The following is a 14,505-nucleotide window of genomic DNA, read 5'->3' on the forward strand; positions in this document are numbered from 1 at the left end:
CTCAACGATTACACTTTCCCAACATTTGATAAGTATCCGCTGCCCGATCAGCACTATTCAGTCGGCAACCCCGTCGATCAAGAAAAACTCCGCCCCAGAAACCTGAAGCGGAGCTGCATGAATGCCAAGTTGCTCGGGGATGGAAGTCCGAGATCGAGCGATCTTACCCCTCGCTATCGCGCAGGCACGTTAGCGATTGCCAATGCGGTCCGGCTGAATGCTTTTCAGCCGGGCCGCACCGGTGCGGCCGCTCAGGCGGCGATCGGGGTCGCGACCGGGGCCGGAGCCTCCAGTTCGGACGGCAGCGGCATGGGGTTGCCGTCGAGGGCGGCGTGGAGGCGCTCCATGTCGCACTCGCCTTCCCAGCGAGCCACGACCACGCAAGCCACCGCGTTGCCGATGAAGTTGGTCAGCGCGCGGCACTCGCTCATGAAGCGGTCGATGCCGAGGATCAACGCCATGCCGGCCACTGGTACGCTGGGCACCACCGAGAGCGTCGCCGCGAGCGTGACGAAGCCCGAGCCGGTGACGCCGGCCGCGCCCTTGGAGCTCAGCATCGCGACCAGCAGCAGCAGCACCTGGTCGGTGAGCGTCAGCGGCGTGTCGGTCGCCTGGGCGATGAACAGCGCCGCCATGGTCATGTAGATGTTGGTGCCGTCGAGGTTGAACGAGTAGCCGGTCGGGACCACGAGGCCGACCACCGACTTGGAGCACCCGGCGCGCTCCATCTTCTCGAGCAACGAGGGCAGCGCCGACTCGGACGACGACGTGCCGAGCACCAGCAGCAGCTCTTCCTTGATGTAGCGGACGAGCTTCAGCACCGAGAAGCCGTTGTAGCGCGCCACCATCCCGAGCACGCCGACCACGAAGATGATCGATGTGAGGTAGAAGGCGGCCACCAGGTAGAAGAGGTTGCCGATCGACGAGATGCCGTACTTGCCGATGGTGAACGCCATCGCGCCGAAGGCCCCCAGGGGAGCCACCTTCATGATGATGTGCACGACGCCGAACACGGCCTCGGCCGACACCTTAATGAAGTCCAGCACCGGCTTGCCCTTCTCGCCCATGAAGGCGAGGCCGAAGCCGAACAGCACCGAGAAGAACAGCACCTGCAGGATCTCGCCGGACGCGAAGGCGCCCACCACGGTGTCCGGGATGATGTTCATCAGGAAGCCCATGACGGACTGGTCATGGGCCTTGGCGGCGTAGGAGGCGACCGCCTTGGTGTCGAGGGACTTCGGATCGATGTGCATGCCCGCGCCGGGGTGCAGCACGTTGGCGACGACGAGGCCGACGATCAGCGCCAGGGTGGAGAAGCACACGAAATACAGCAGCGCCTTGGCGCCGACGCGGCCGACCTTCTCCAGGTTGGTCATGCCGGCGATGCCGCTCACGACCGTCAGGAAGATCACCGGCGCGATGATCATCTTCACGAGCTTAATGAAGGCGTCGCCGAGCGGCTTCATCTGCTCGCCGAGCTGCGGGTAGAAATGCCCGAGCAGGATGCCGAGCGCGACCGCGATCAGGACCTGGACGTAGAGCACCTTGTAGAATTTCTTGCGCGGCGCGGGCGCGGCGCCTGCCGTGAGGGCGTGAGCCATGGGTCGTTCCTCTCCTCGAAACGGAGGTCCGGGGGCGGAGTAGGCCTTTGGCCTCGCCGCATCTTCGCCGGACTCACCTTCAGCAACGCCGCCGTGCCCGATCAGGCGCCGCGCGACTGCTCAGGGGTTGGCAAGCCGCGTGCCACGGTGCGCTTTCGCCGTGTTCGCCGGGCGGCGTTGGATTCCTTGCCGAATTCTTAACCCGGGATGCGCCGCGTCCGTCCGCGCCGGGCGGAATAGGTGACTGGGCGTCCGGACCAGTGCGGAAATCCGCACTCGGGCGCGCTTCGCGGGATTTTGCGTGCGCCCGGCGCTACGATGGGACACATGGAGCAGCTGTGGCCGCCTTTAGGCCGCTTGGGAGTTCAACATTTGTCCGGCGTGCAGGTCGTTCGCCGCTCATTCACGAACCGGCCCCGCGCCGCCTTCGCGGCCCTGGCGGCGCTCGCCCTGCTCGCCTTCGTGGCGGCGGTCTGGGAGGGCGGCCGTCTCGGCCGCGCCGCCGCGATCGCCGAGTTGCGCCGTTCCGCCAGCAACGCCATGGCGCTGCACCTCTCGGCGCTTCGCAGCGAGCTGGAGAAGCAGCGCGCGCTGCCGGCCGTGCTGGCGCAGGACGCGGAGCTTATCGCCCTGCTGCGCGGCCGCGCCGCTTCGGGCGCGTCCGAGCCCATCAATCGCCGGCTGGAGGAGCTGAGCCGCGCTGCGCGCGCTGCGGTGATCTACGCGATGGATGCGAACGGGCGGACGCTGGCGGCCAGCAACTGGCGCGAACCGACCAGCTTCGTCGGCCAGAACTACGCCTTCCGCCGCTACTTCCAGGAGGCCATGGCGCGCGGCGCCTTCGAGCAGTTCGCGCTCGGCACCGTGAGCGGCCGGCCGGGCTACTATCTCTCCGGGCGGGCCGAGGACGCGGCCGGGCCCGCCGGCGTGGTCGTGGTGAAGCTCGAATTCGACGCCATCGAGGCTGACTGGCGCACCGGCGGCGACCGCACCTATGCGACCGACGCGCAGGGCGTCGTGGTGGTCACCGACCGGCCCGAGTGGCGCTTTCGCACGGCCCGCGCGCTTGCGCCCGAACGCCGCCAGCAGGTGCGCGAGGAATTCCAGGTCGCGGCGTCGGATCTGGAACCCCTGCCCTTCCGCCCGTCCGAAGCCGCCAACGGCGCACTCGTGGAGACCGACCCCTCGGCGGCCACGCCGGGCGGCCCGGCCCTGCACCTCATGCAGCCCGTGCCGACGACCGACTGGTCGCTCCACACGCTGACGCCGCTGCGGCCCGCCGTGGATCGCGCCGAGCGGCAGGCGCAGGCGATCGCGGGGCTCGGCACGCTGGCGGCCGCCTTTGCGGCGGGCTTCGGCCTGCTGGTGCGTCAGCGCCGGCTGGAGCGCGCCAGGCGGCAGGAGGAAGCCCGGGCCGAGCTCGAAACGCAGGTGGCGCTGCGCACCCGCGAGCTCACCGACGCCAAGAGCCGGCTGGAAGCCGAGATGGAGGAGCGCCAGCGCGCCGAAACCGCGGCCCGCACGCTGGGCGACCAGCTCGTGCAGGCCAACAAGCTGGCGACGCTGGGCCAGCTCGCCGCCAGCGTGGCCCACGAGGTGAACCAGCCGCTCGCCGCCATCCGGGCCTATGCGGACAACGGCGCGGTGATGCTGGATCGCGACCGGGCGCCGGACGCGCGCGAAAACCTCGTGAAGATCGGCGGGCTCACCACCCGCATCGCCCGCATCACCTCCGAGCTGAAGGCGTTCGGCCGCAAGGCGTCCGGCGCTGTCGGCCCGGTGTCTGTCCAGGCCGCCATCGAGGGCTCGCTGATGCTGCTGAACCACCGCCTGCTCGCCCAGGGCGTCGTGGTCGACACCGACCTGCCGGCCGAGGACGTGCTCGTGCGCGGCGAGCTCGTGCGGGTCGAGCAGGTGATCGTCAACCTGCTGCAGAACGCGCTGGACGCCACCCGGGAGGCAGCGTCGCCGCATGTCGGCATCCGCCTGCGCGCCGTGGATGGACATGCTAGCCTCGTGGTCTCGGACAACGGCCCCGGCATCGACCCACCCACCATGGCGAACCTGTTCACCGCCTTCGCGACCACCAAGCCGGAAGGCCTTGGGCTGGGGCTGGCCATCTGCCGCGACATCGTCCGCGACTTCGGCGGGGACATCGTGGCGGCGAGCGACGCCCGGGGCGCAACCTTCACGGTGACGCTGCCTCTCGAGCCGGGGAGCGACGCGTGAGCGGGGCCAGCAGCGTCGCCTTCGTGGATGACGACGCGGAGCTGCGCGCCGCCAACGCGCAAAGCCTGGAGCTCGCCGGCTTCGCCGTTCAAACCTATGCGTCCGCGCAGGACGCCCTCCAGGCGCTCGGGCCGGACTTCCCCGGCGTGGTCGTCACCGACGTACGAATGCCGGTGATCGACGGCATCACGCTCTTCCGCAGCCTGCGCAAGGCCGATCCGGACCTGCCCGTGCTGCTGATCACCGGCCATGGCGACATCCCGATGGCCGTGCAGGCCATGCGGGAAGGCGCCTACGACTTCCTGGCCAAACCCTACCCGGCCGACCGGCTGATCTCCAGCGTCGGGCGCGCGCTCGAAAAGCGCACGCTGGTGCTGGAGAACCGCCGCCTCCAGGCCGAGCTCGAAGAGGCCCGGCGCGGCGAGGTCGTGCTGATCGGCGAGACGCCCGCCATGCAGCGCGTCCGCCGCACCCTGCACGACATCGCGGACACGGATGTCGACGTGCTGATCGAGGGCGAGACCGGGACCGGCAAGGAGGTCGCGGCCGTGGCGTTGCACCGCTGGAGCCGACGCCGGGCGCGGCCCTTCGTGGCGCTGAACTGCGGCGCGCTGCCTGAAAGCGTGATCGAGAGCGAGCTTTTCGGCCACGAGGCCGGCGCCTTCACGGGCGCGCAGAAGCGCCGCATCGGCAAGTTCGAGCACGCCGACGGCGGCACGCTGTTTCTGGACGAGATCGAGAGCATGCCGCTCTCCCTGCAGGTGAAGCTGCTGCGCGTGCTGCAGGAGCGCAGCGTCGAGCCGCTCGGCGGCAACGAGGTGCGGCCCGTGGACCTGCGCGTGGTCGCGGCCACGAAGATTGACCTCGCCGAGGCCGCCGCCCGCGGGGCGTTCCGGGCGGACCTCTTCTACCGCCTCAACGTCGTGACGCTGCGGCTGCCGCCCCTGCGCGAGCGACGCGACGACATCCCGCTGCTGTTTGCGCATTTCCTCGCCTCGGCGGCAGAGCGCTTCCGCCGCCCCGCGCCACCCTTCACGTCCGAGATGCGGGACAAGCTCAACCGCCGCGACTGGCCCGGCAATGTCCGTGAGCTCGCCCATGCGGCCGAGCGCGCCCTGCTGGGGCTGGAGCCCGACCTGGCCGGGACGGCGGGCGGCGAAGACGCAGCCGGCGCGAGCCTGGCGGACCGGGTCGATGGTTTCGAGGCCGCTTTGATCCGCGATGCGCTGGCGCGGCGCAAGGGCGACGTCCGCGCAGCGGCGGAGGATCTTGGGACCGCCCGCAAGACGCTTTACGACAAGCTCAGCCGCCACGGCATCGATCCGGCGGCGTTTCGGAGCGCTTGAGCGCCCCTCTGTTCGACTGCGATGGGACGGCGAGAACCAGGCCGCAAGGGCGCGGTTCTCGCCTGGATGCTCAGCCGTCGCCGCTGCGGGCGTTGTGGCTGCGCTTCAGGTTTGGCGTCTGGGTCGGTTCGCGGCCCATCGCGGTGTCCGTCATGTTCACCTGCGCGTCCCTCACCGCGCCCTCGCGGGCCGTGCGGTGCTCGGGCGTGGTGGTCTGGGGCCCCGCCTGCTGCTTCATCCGGAGGGCCTTTTCGGCGTTCGCCTTCAGGTTGTCGCTGCCATTCATCGGCTCATCCCTTCGTGTTGTGTTGGCCAGGACCGCCCTCACGGTGGGCGGGGTGACCGCCTTGGTGCTGCGCGCGCGGAGCCCCGCCGGCCCCGTCGCCGCCGCCGTTCTGGCGGCTCTTGCCGTCCTGGCGGTCGTCGGCCCCGCTGCGATCCTGGGTGCCGCCCTCGAAGCCCTGGTGGCCCTGGCTGGCCGGATTGCTGTTGGCCTTGGCCTGATCGCGGGGCTGGTGGCCCTTCTGCTTCTCGGACCGGTTGTTGTGGTCTCGGACCGTCATGGTTTCACTCCCTCGCTGCGGTTCAGGGACGGCTCTGGGATTTCAGGCTGCTCTGCTCGCCCGACTGGTTCGACATCGGGCCGCCGGCCACCGCGCTCGTGTTGGCTCCCCGCTCACCGACGGCCCCGTCAGGATCGACCAGATGGTTGGCGCTGTGGTCCTGGAACTGCTCGGTCTGAACCATCTTGCCGTCCAGCCCGCGATCGCCCGTATGCTGGGACTTGTCGCGGTTGCTCAGCACCATGTTCTCTTCGAGCCGGCCATCGACGATGGAATCGTCCGTCATGGCGCCGGTTCCGGAGCTCTTGCCCTGCGCGCCCGAGCCCATGTTGTTCTTGCTGGCGTTCGCCATCCTTGACGCCTCCTTGCGTGTTGTCCGCCTGATCAACGACGGCGCGGAGGATCGGTTCGGCAAAGTAGCCGCCGGTGCGGGCCGGGACGCCCGCCTGGTTCGCGGCCACCTGTGGCTTGGGCGTGACGGCGGGAAGGATTGGTTAACCGTGTCTGTCCAGAATACCTCGGATGTGCGCGATCGCACCGCTTCGCCGCAGGTCTGCCCTGAAAGTGCCGCCGTCGCTCCGGCCTATTGGAGATGCATTCGCTGACAGGTTTTTCGCGGGAGAATCATGATGATCGACGCCATCTTCGAAACCGTTCTCGAACTGATCGACGAAGTGGTTTTCGGGACGCTCGGCCGCATGGTCGCCTGGATGCGCGGCCTCGGAACCGAGGACGCCGCCCAGGACGCCGCCTGCTGCGACTGAGCTTCCGGGCGGGTCGGGAGCGTCGCCCCGTTTTAGGGGTTGCGCCGCTCCCAACCGCTGCCTATAACGCCGCGTCGCCAGTCGACAGTGTCGGAGCGTAGCGCAGTCTGGTAGCGCACCTCGTTCGGGACGAGGGGGTCGTAGGTTCGAATCCTATCGCTCCGACCATTTTGATTTCAACGACTTAGGGCCATCCGCTAGGGTGGCCCTTGTCGTTTGGGCCAAGTCTTCTGCCAACGTTTAGGTCTCCGCCCGCCTCGCTCTCTGTGCTTCTGCCAGTTCAAAGGGTGGTGGTTGAGACGATGGCCGACGAGGCTCGAACGGCGTCAATCGCCAGTGCGCACCTCCTCGTTGGATCAGATGCAAGCAGCTGTCGCTTGCTCGTGCTGGTTATTTCTCTCCTTAAGGTGGTGAGGGGCGGCATCGCTCCAAGAACTTCGTGGGGTAACCCAGCCCCGCTTTCCCCGCCTTTTTTGAGTATTGTAGATCTGCAACACGCCTTGGAATTGGTCGAAACAGAGGCATTTGCGAGTTGATCGTCCAGTCGGTTCGCGTACCTTCCGATTCAAGACAGGGGGGCTTCCCTGTCCGAGTCGGGTCAGCTGCTCGAAAGCGGACCCGGTTAATCAGGGAAGGGACTCATGCTGAGCGCCCAAGCCCATGAGTTCAACGACTTGGAGATTAACATTATGAAGCTCGTTAAGAGCCTCCTCCTCGGAAGCGCCGCCGGCTTCGCCGCGGTCGCGGGGGCACAGGCTGCTGATCTGCCCTCCAAGAAGGCTGCGCCGGTCGAGTACGTTCGCGTCTGCTCGACCTTCGGCGCCGGCTTCTTCTACATCCCGGGCACCGACACCTGCATTCGCATCGGTGGCCGCGCTCGCTTCGAATACCAGTACGGCGAGCCCTTCGCCCGCAACGACGCTACGACCGGCTCGCGCACGACCGGCCGTATCTACGTCGACGCCCGCACGGCCACCGAATACGGCCTGCTGCGCGCCTATGTCCGCTACGACATCTCGCGTCGTATCGGCCAGATCTACTCCGGCTCGGCTATCCGCGTCGGCACCGCCTTCACGGGCTCGAGCGTTGATTACGCCGGCCAAGCTCAGACCCAGGTCGACCTCAACCGCGCCTTCGTTCAGTTCGGCGGCCTGACGGCTGGTCGTACGCAGTCGTTCTTCGACTTCTACGGCGGCGATCTCGAATACGTCGGCACGACGGCTGGTTCGTCGCTGACCACCAACCTCCTCGCCTACACGGCTTCGTTCGGCGGCGGCTTCTCGGCCACCCTGTCGCTCGAAGACGCGCAGGAGCGTCGTTCGGGCGTGAACTTCTCGGGCAACCTCGCTGGTCTTGGCTTCCCGGCGGGCACGACTGCTGGCACCTACGCCTACACCGGCGACTCGGTTCCGGACGTTGTTGCTAACCTTCGCCTCGACCAGGCTTGGGGCTCGGTGCAGCTCTCTGGCGCTCTGCACCAGATCCGCGTCGGCAACTCCGCTGCCTTCGCTGGCGTGACCCCGTCCTACGGCTCGCCAGACGCTGAGTACGGCTGGGCTGTGAACCTCGGCACCAAGATCAACCTGCCGATGCTCGCCCCCGGCGACACCCTGTACCTCCAGGGCACGTACACCAAGGGCGCTCCGTCCTACATCCTGTCGAACCCCTTCGGTCTCGGCAAGACGCCGTGGAGCTTCGGTGGCGCTGGCGCGATCATTCCTGACGCGTACCTGATCCCGACTGCTTCCGCTGGCGGCGTGATCACCGATGTCAACGTCGAGAAGCCTGCGGTTTGGGGCCTCACCGCCGCCATGCTGCACTACTGGACCCCGACCATCCGTCAGGCGTTCCTGGCTTCCTACATCAAGAGCGACGCTCCTGGTTCGGCTTTCGGCGCGTTTGGCACCGCCGCTTTCCCGGCCGTTGGTGCTGGTTCGGCCTTCTCGAACCGCGCTCGCGATCTGACCTACTGGACCCTGGGCACCAACGTGACCTGGTCGCCGATCAAGGATCTCGACATCGGCGCCGAGGTCAACTACATCCACGCCAACGTGGGTGGTGGTCTGAGCCAGAGCTTCGTTCCTTCCGATCCGCTGCTGCGCTCGGCTAAGAACGACTCCGTCTGGAACACCCGCCTGAAGATCCAGCGCGACTTCTGATCCGTCCTCTCGGGCTGGTCTGGGACCCCGGCGTTCGCGCCGGGGTCTTTTTTGTCTTTTAGGGGCGTCGAATGGTTCCCTACAAGCTAAGTTGCTCCTGCTCGCAAGAAAGCTTGTCCAAGCTGGCAGCAGGTTTTCATCAGGAATATTCGAGGGGAGCAACGATTTGGCTTCCGAACGAGCATTCGCGATTCGTGATCCTCGTACTCTCAGGAAAGGTCCTTCTGAAAGGGGGCACTTCGGCTAAGCCCACGGCTCTTAGATTGGCCGGACCCGATCATTTTCTCGGCTTGGCCTCGGCATTGCTCCGGGTGCCAAACTCGTTTGGGATAGAGATGATCGAAGGAGGCCGGATTTGGATGGTCGAATCCGAGACGATCCGATCCTGCGCAAGTACTGACCTTGGACTTAGTATGCTTTTCAACGCTGAGTTAGCTGCCGAAACGAACTGGCAGATGACCGAGGTCGTACGCCAAAAATTACTCTCCGTACCAGAGCGGTTGGCTGCTTGGCTGCTTGAGAATCACCCGGAGGGCACAACGGCCCGATTGCCGTTGGCGAAAAAAGATCTTGCCTTGCTGATCGGAACCACGCCCGAGCATCTGGCGAAAGCGTTTGTTCAGCTCAAGCCATTCGGTGTAGAAATCGAGGGCAAGCAGGTGCATTATAGCAACAATGATGAAACACGGTCTCTGAATGCTTATCTGCGCGTGGCTCAACCTTAAATGGAACGCAGACTGCCCAAACTGACTGCGCTTCGTCGGTCAGTGCAAACTATTGAACGTGGGTGAGCCAGGGCGACAACAGGTTGGAATCCTATGTGGGTCCGCGCCCTTAGCGTGGAGCCTGCCGTCAGGGGCGATTTCCTCTAATCCATAGGTTTCGTGATTTCAGTGAGAGCCGTGTACATCGGGGCTACCGAGGGTCGGATCAGGCCACGGGCGGGCGATCCCAGCTCCAGGATCATGAAAATTCCCCCTGCGATCGCGATTGCACACAGAAAAAGGACGGCAATCACGGTCGCGTTCCTGGGAGCAAACAGCCCAAAGCTTGCGAACAGGAGGCTCAGCCACAATATCAGGAGAGTAAGAAACGCCAAGGGAACTGCCGAAACTGATTTACTCACCAAAATCCATCGCGCGTCTGCCATCGAATAGGCGAGCTCTCTTGCCCGGCCTTGGATGTTTCGCTGACGATCGTCACTCGGTTGGAGGGCCAGGATCTGATCATTGATCGTTTCCAGAACCTGTAATGTTGGTAGGCCTACATCGCTCCTGCCCGTGGAATGCGACAGCTCATCTATTTTAGCTCTCGTGTATTTTTGCAGGGTCTCGCGAACTGGAGCCGCATCTCGTCCATAGCGGATCAGAGCGCGGTTAAGTTTCAACACGCCGACGGCCAAGTTTTCGACTGCTTCGGAGCGACTGTTGAACGATGTACTGGAAGTGTTGATCATGAGACCGAGAACGAGTGCGGCCATCGTGCCTACCACAGCCATTGATACGGAAACGGCTGTTCTGGTTTCGGAACTGAGGTGCGGCTCTGGCAGTCTACGTGCGAGTTGCACGCCCGCTATTGCGCCTCCGAAAATCGAACCGAGTGCAACAAGACTGGCCAATATGGCATCCACTTTTCACCTCTCTACCCTGTTCGTTTCGCGTTTGCGGGCGAGATGCCCACAGCCTTGCACGTTGTCCGTTACGTCCGCGCAATTTTCCACATGATTTCGGAAATGGAGGCGAACATGCCGAAGATGAGCACCCGCCGTGCGGCTGAGGACAGACTGCGAGGCTTGTTCAACGAACTCGCGGCCGGAAACGAAGCGCGCGACCTGGTGAGCTTCTGCCAGCATGCTCGCATTCCCTTCGCGACCACTGCCGAGGCTGTCTGGCCCACCTTCCTCGCCCACTATCAGCGGCGGGACGGCGTGAACGAAACGCAGGTTGCGCAGGATCTCGCCACCTGGGGGCCGATCGCGTCCCGCGTGGTCGAGCTGATCCAGGAGAGCCGGCATGCCTAGGCCCGAAGGCGGCGGCCGGCCGAAGACCACGAGCGTTTTCGAGCTGGATATTCGCTGGCTCAGCCGGAATGGCTTTCTGGAGCGCGGCGCGGTGTGCCGGTACCGCCAGACCGTCAACGGCCGCGTGATCGCGGAGGCTCAGATTGAGGCCAAGCCGGCGGCCCTGCGCATCAGGATCGGCGAGCGCTGCGATTGGGTGCAGATCGAGCGCACAGAGCAGCCCCTGGGCGGTGAGCGGCGCTGGTTCACGTGCGACGAGTGCGGCAGGCGAGCCGCGGTCCTGTACGGCTTCCCCTTGGCCTGTAGAACGTGCCAGGGGCTTGCCTACCCTTCTCAGCGCGAGACGGAGCGCGACAGGGGCCTCAGGAGGGCGAGGAAAGCCCGCGAGCGCGTGGGAGGCACGGGCAACCTCGTGGAGCCCTTCCCTACCCGTCCAAAGGGCATGCACCAAGCCACCTATGACCGGCTGTGGGCGGCGTCGATCCAGGCCGAGCGGAGGGCCGTGGAGCTGACGGCCGGCGCACTGGTAACAAGCCGATAACAATGGGCCGTGGAGCTCTCGGGGGCTGCTGATAACAGCAGGATAACAGCGGCGCGCTCCGCGTAATTACGCGGCAAATACGCGGGCGGCCATGCCTGTAATTATAGGGCGAAAACAGGCAGAGGTGCCCCCCGGATGAGCCTAAAATAGGCTCCGAATAGGGGGACCCGCTCCCGTATGCCGTCTGGCCGCAAAGCCTTTAACGGTCGAACCAGCGCTCGGAGCTAACCTCGGCGGTCCAATGGCCTCGCTATGGGATGTCGATGGAGTTCTTATACGCCGTTCTCACTTACGTCGGAGTGACGACGCTTCTGTTCGGCAGCCCGGTGCATCCAATCATGCTCGCTCTGTTGTGGCATGATCGACTTGGCGCTCCATTATGGCAGTTGATCCCACCTTTGAGCCTCGTTGCACTGAGCTTCACGGTCCGGTTCATGGGCCCGGTCGAGAGCCCCTTCAGGATCCCGATCTTCATAATCTTGTCCATTCTCCTGCCCACGGCGATTGTAGGCGTCTACGCGGACGGGATCAGGCACCGCGCCGTTCAGGCTTTCGGAGCGGATGAGGTTGAAGAGCACTCGTTCTTTCGCTCGATCCGCGAAGCGCCCAGCGATTTCCAATTCTTTCTGCATACGGCGGCGCTCAAGGGCTGCACGCCCTATGCCTGGAGCTATCGCAACATGGCGTTCTACGTTTTGAAGCCCGACGTCGGGGCCAACGTACTGCCGCGCAAATGGTTAGAGCGTTGCGGCATTCGGATCGGCAATCGTTGACCCGGTCCAACTGCGGTGATGCGGTGCGTCGGGTTTTGCAACACCCTAAAAGAGCCGCCGCTTCACTGTTTCAACAGTGAGAAAACAGAGACGCGATCCGCACTGCTAACAGCTGCGATAACAGTGGGCGGGGGAGCTTTGTCATGCCCTAAAAAGGGCATGCTGAGTTTCGCGACCAGTACGCGCGCGCCCGCGAAGCCGACACTGATAATACAGCGTGGAAACAGCGTGGCGGGCTCCCGCTGATCCCCCACTAAAATAGTGGGATTTAGAGGGCGAGTTGCCGTTTTCGCAGCAGTACGCGCGGGCGCGCGAGACGCCCCGGCCAACAGCAAATAGTGATCGTTAGTGTTCAGGGGGGGGGCCCAGCGGGGGAGTACCGAGGTATGGCCATCATGACCATACCTTCAGAGTGCGCCACGTCGGCGAGGGGTTGCCGTCATGGCAATACCCTTCGGGTGTTCGTGTCACGCGAATGCCTTTGCGGCTGTCTTCGTCATGAAGACGCCTGGTGTTTGCATGATGCAAACGGCCAAGGGTGTGTGCATGACGCACATACCCTGCCCGCCCCTGATAACAGGGCCGAAACAGGCGAGCCGCCTGACAATTATCAGGAGTTTCGGGACCAATACGCGCGGGCGCGCACGCGAGGGGGTTAAAATCCGATTCCGCTGCGTTGGCGGGGCTTTGGGCAGGAACGAGGTCTGTATGACATAGGCGGCGAACCTTACAGAGCTCCGTTGCACTCATAAGCACCCGCGGCAAGTTCCTGGCCAGTATCAGGCGCGGTAACCCGCTCGATCATCCGACGACCGTTCGTCATGATCGTCACTTCAGCGCCGTGGAAGTTGGTCGCGCACAGGAGCCCCGACGCCAAGCGTTTGCAGCCTGTCACCCGTCGTACCGGCGTGCGTGTTTCACCAATCGACTGGATCAGAAGTGTCGATCCTTTCAGCTGCACCCGGCGGTTTAGAACGATTGGTTGGCCTGACAAATGGGCACCAACGGATGTGCACTCGACTGCGAAGGCCGACGTCGCGCAGCAAAGCAGTCCGGCCGAAAATAAGAGGGCTTTCATAGGAGACCTTCTGAAGGGAGTGGCCGGCAACTCGTGCTGACCATGTTGCGCTGGCTGCAGCAAGTCACCGGCCCATGATCTCCTTCAGCGATGGCGTGTCCGGGGCATTGCCCTCCGGCGGAAAGTCGTCGCGCGTCTGCCTGACCTCTTTGCCGTCGCCAGTCCAATGATTGGCGATCAAACCAGCCTTAGCCTCTTCGAGCATCTGGTTGTCCTCCCAGAACATGAACTGCTCTGCCGCTTCGAACCCAATTACGGCGAGCGCAGCCCGGCGCTGGGCCGCTGAATCTTTCCGTAATTTCTTGCTTTCGGGATCAGGACGCGCTGGTAGCGGGCCGCCTTGGGAAAAGTAGACATCTGCCACGAAGTCCGTGGCTGCGCGGAGGACCACCCGGGCGTCTTTCTCGGATAGGCCTTTAGCTACCGCGATATTGCGAGCGCGCTTTAGAACAGCGGCCTGCACGAGCAAATGTTTAGAGGCGACGCCTCCGCCGGAAAGAGCCTCGTCAAACGGACCGCGAATGCGGCTCTCATCGATGATGGCCTCAAGCTCATGGGTTACCGACCTGCCTGCGACGGAAGCTCTCTTCTCCAGATAGGCCCGGCTATCAGACGTTGCTCGAAAGCTGAGTGGGTGCCTGAGCCCTTCCCGGTCGGCAGCTGGTGGCATCATACGTTCCTCGATGACATAGTAAAATTAGACTACAACGCCCCTTGACGAGCAAGAAGTTTTTCTAGACCCTGCCCGTAGCGTGATTTGACTACGGAGGCTCGACTTGGACATAAACCTGATGAAGTCCCTGCAGGAGGCTATCGAAGCCCGTGCAGGCGTGCAGGGCCCGCCTCTGGCAAAGGCGCTGGGGCTCTCGAAAAACGGCTTTTACGCAGCTGTGAAGCGGGGGGAGATCAGATCCGTAAGGATCGGCCGCCGTGTGATTATTCCCGCAGATGAAGCGCGCCGGCTCCTCGGATGGGAGGTTGCCGCCTGATGGAAAAAGTCGAAACCCGCCAGCGTCGGCAAACGCGGCGGGCTCCGGATGTGATCGTTGGGAACGATGCCCCGGAGATTAGCGCAGCCCTCAGATTTCATCAAGCCAGCTGGCTTCGGGCGAGAGCCAACGTCAGTCCGCTTCACGCCCTGGCGCTCGCCGAGCTGCATTTTTCCGGGAGGCAAGTTTGAGCGCACTTCAGCCGGTTCAAGGTGCCGCGGCAGTAGCCCGCCCTGACAAGCGTGTCGAGCTGCGCGAAGCCATTCATGACAGCCTCAACCATATGGGCGTGCACATCGGGTTGGCCATGACGTACGCAGAACTTGGCGACGACCTTGGCCTCAGGCGCTCGATGCGCACGCTCGGCTTGCACATGTCGGCAGCGTTGGTCGACTACGAAGAGCTGCTTCGGCTACGGAAAGCGGCCCTCAATGGGTGAAGC

General features: G+C 64.4%; 16 protein-coding genes and 1 tRNA gene. 11 read left to right on the top strand and 6 right to left on the bottom strand.

Going from position 1 to position 14,505, the window contains the following annotated elements:
• Positions 1-251 precede the first annotated feature (251 nt).
• Positions 252-1,601: a dicarboxylate/amino acid:cation symporter gene (locus AC1DSZ_RS18320; protein ID WP_476839786.1), complete on the bottom strand. Its 1,350-nt coding sequence runs from the start codon at positions 1,599-1,601 to the stop codon at positions 252-254.
• 381 nt (positions 1,602-1,982) lie between these two features.
• Between AC1DSZ_RS18320 and AC1DSZ_RS18325 the strand changes: the two genes are divergently transcribed.
• Positions 1,983-3,830 (top strand): sensor histidine kinase, encoded by a 1,848-nt coding sequence (locus AC1DSZ_RS18325; RefSeq protein ID WP_476839847.1) that lies wholly within the window; start codon positions 1,983-1,985, stop codon positions 3,828-3,830.
• A complete protein-coding gene (locus AC1DSZ_RS18330; RefSeq protein ID WP_476839787.1) occupies positions 3,827-5,176 on the top strand; it encodes a sigma-54-dependent transcriptional regulator in 1,350 nt (449 codons plus the stop codon). The genes AC1DSZ_RS18325 and AC1DSZ_RS18330 overlap by 4 nt, the downstream gene beginning before the upstream one ends.
• A 70-nt stretch (positions 5,177-5,246) precedes the next feature.
• Here the strand turns inward: AC1DSZ_RS18330 and AC1DSZ_RS18335 are convergent, their stop codons facing one another.
• The 3 genes from AC1DSZ_RS18335 to AC1DSZ_RS18345 are packed head-to-tail and all read right to left on the bottom strand — an operon-like array spanning position 5,247 to position 6,091.
• The gene (locus AC1DSZ_RS18335; RefSeq protein WP_476839788.1) at positions 5,247-5,462 is read right to left on the bottom strand and encodes a hypothetical protein; all 216 of its coding nucleotides are present in this window, start codon (positions 5,460-5,462) and stop codon (positions 5,247-5,249) included.
• Positions 5,463-5,466: 4 nt separating this feature from the next.
• Entirely contained in the window at positions 5,467-5,739 is a 273-nt protein-coding gene (locus AC1DSZ_RS18340) for a hypothetical protein (RefSeq protein WP_476839789.1), read from the bottom strand.
• A gap of 22 nt (positions 5,740-5,761) precedes the next feature.
• Complete coding sequence (locus AC1DSZ_RS18345; RefSeq protein ID WP_476839790.1) at positions 5,762-6,091, bottom strand: hypothetical protein; 330 nt, start codon at positions 6,089-6,091, stop codon at positions 5,762-5,764.
• 277 nt (positions 6,092-6,368) lie between these two features.
• Here AC1DSZ_RS18345 and AC1DSZ_RS18350 point away from each other — a divergent pair, with 277 nt between their 5' ends.
• From AC1DSZ_RS18350 to AC1DSZ_RS18365, 4 genes are all read left to right on the top strand, one after another.
• A complete protein-coding gene (locus AC1DSZ_RS18350; protein ID WP_476839791.1) occupies positions 6,369-6,503 on the top strand; it encodes a hypothetical protein in 135 nt (44 codons plus the stop codon).
• A gap of 91 nt (positions 6,504-6,594) precedes the next feature.
• Positions 6,595-6,671, top strand: a tRNA-Pro gene (locus AC1DSZ_RS18355).
• A gap of 521 nt (positions 6,672-7,192) precedes the next feature.
• Entirely contained in the window at positions 7,193-8,662 is a 1,470-nt protein-coding gene (locus tag AC1DSZ_RS18360; protein ID WP_476839792.1) for a porin, read from the top strand.
• A gap of 71 nt (positions 8,663-8,733) precedes the next feature.
• Entirely contained in the window at positions 8,734-9,387 is a 654-nt protein-coding gene (locus tag AC1DSZ_RS18365) for a helix-turn-helix domain-containing protein (protein WP_476839793.1), read from the top strand.
• 143 nt (positions 9,388-9,530) lie between these two features.
• On the opposite strand, the gene AC1DSZ_RS18370 is transcribed toward AC1DSZ_RS18365, so the two are convergent.
• Positions 9,531-10,292, bottom strand: a complete 762-nt coding sequence (locus AC1DSZ_RS18370; protein WP_476839794.1) for a bestrophin-like domain — start codon at positions 10,290-10,292, stop codon at positions 9,531-9,533.
• Here AC1DSZ_RS18370 and AC1DSZ_RS18375 point away from each other — a divergent pair.
• The 3 genes from AC1DSZ_RS18375 to AC1DSZ_RS18385 all read left to right on the top strand — a co-directional run bounded on the left by AC1DSZ_RS18375 (position 10,197) and on the right by AC1DSZ_RS18385 (position 11,996).
• Positions 10,197-10,682, top strand: coding sequence for a hypothetical protein (locus AC1DSZ_RS18375; protein WP_476839850.1), 486 nt, complete (start codon positions 10,197-10,199; stop codon positions 10,680-10,682). The genes AC1DSZ_RS18370 and AC1DSZ_RS18375 overlap by 96 nt on opposite strands.
• Complete coding sequence (locus AC1DSZ_RS18380; RefSeq protein WP_476839795.1) at positions 10,675-11,223, top strand: hypothetical protein; 549 nt, start codon at positions 10,675-10,677, stop codon at positions 11,221-11,223. Before AC1DSZ_RS18375 ends, AC1DSZ_RS18380 begins: the two co-directional genes overlap by 8 nt.
• Positions 11,224-11,486: 263 nt before the next feature.
• On the top strand, positions 11,487-11,996 hold the full coding sequence (locus AC1DSZ_RS18385; RefSeq protein WP_476839796.1) for a hypothetical protein: 510 nt from the start codon (positions 11,487-11,489) through the stop codon (positions 11,994-11,996).
• Between the two features lie 1,142 nt (positions 11,997-13,138).
• Here AC1DSZ_RS18385 and AC1DSZ_RS18390 read toward each other — a convergent pair.
• Complete coding sequence (locus AC1DSZ_RS18390) at positions 13,139-13,744, bottom strand: hypothetical protein (protein ID WP_476839797.1); 606 nt, start codon at positions 13,742-13,744, stop codon at positions 13,139-13,141.
• Between the two features lie 121 nt (positions 13,745-13,865).
• Here AC1DSZ_RS18390 and AC1DSZ_RS18395 point away from each other — a divergent pair, with 121 nt between their 5' ends.
• Together AC1DSZ_RS18395 and AC1DSZ_RS18400 are read left to right on the top strand one after the other, a co-directional pair.
• Positions 13,866-14,063: a helix-turn-helix domain-containing protein gene (locus tag AC1DSZ_RS18395; protein WP_476839798.1), complete on the top strand. Its 198-nt coding sequence runs from the start codon at positions 13,866-13,868 to the stop codon at positions 14,061-14,063.
• Positions 14,064-14,250: 187 nt separating this feature from the next.
• Entirely contained in the window at positions 14,251-14,502 is a 252-nt protein-coding gene (locus AC1DSZ_RS18400; protein WP_476839799.1) for a hypothetical protein, read from the top strand.
• Positions 14,503-14,505 lie beyond the last annotated feature (3 nt).

It is taken from the genome of Alsobacter sp. P4_H11 (assembly GCF_056400925.1).

Bases quoted from the DNA above. Each gene is read 5' to 3' on its own strand.
- AC1DSZ_RS18340 (WP_476839789.1), bottom strand. From the start codon at position 5,739: ATGACGGTCCGAGACCACAACAACCGGTCCGAGAAGCAGAAGGGCCAC.
- AC1DSZ_RS18365 (WP_476839793.1), top strand. From the start codon at position 8,734: ATGGTTCCCTACAAGCTAAGTTGCTCCTGCTCGCAAGAAAGCTTGTCC.
- AC1DSZ_RS18390 (WP_476839797.1), bottom strand. From the start codon at position 13,744: ATGCCACCAGCTGCCGACCGGGAAGGGCTCAGGCACCCACTCAGCTTT.
- AC1DSZ_RS18380 (WP_476839795.1), top strand. From the start codon at position 10,675: ATGCCTAGGCCCGAAGGCGGCGGCCGGCCGAAGACCACGAGCGTTTTC.
- AC1DSZ_RS18335 (WP_476839788.1), bottom strand. From the start codon at position 5,462: ATGAATGGCAGCGACAACCTGAAGGCGAACGCCGAAAAGGCCCTCCGG.
- AC1DSZ_RS18345 (WP_476839790.1), bottom strand. From the start codon at position 6,091: ATGGCGAACGCCAGCAAGAACAACATGGGCTCGGGCGCGCAGGGCAAG.
- AC1DSZ_RS18385 (WP_476839796.1), top strand. From the start codon at position 11,487: ATGGAGTTCTTATACGCCGTTCTCACTTACGTCGGAGTGACGACGCTT.
- AC1DSZ_RS18320 (WP_476839786.1), bottom strand. From the start codon at position 1,601: ATGGCTCACGCCCTCACGGCAGGCGCCGCGCCCGCGCCGCGCAAGAAA.
- AC1DSZ_RS18360 (WP_476839792.1), top strand. From the start codon at position 7,193: ATGAAGCTCGTTAAGAGCCTCCTCCTCGGAAGCGCCGCCGGCTTCGCC.
- AC1DSZ_RS18395 (WP_476839798.1), top strand. From the start codon at position 13,866: ATGAAGTCCCTGCAGGAGGCTATCGAAGCCCGTGCAGGCGTGCAGGGC.
- AC1DSZ_RS18350 (WP_476839791.1), top strand. From the start codon at position 6,369: ATGATCGACGCCATCTTCGAAACCGTTCTCGAACTGATCGACGAAGTG.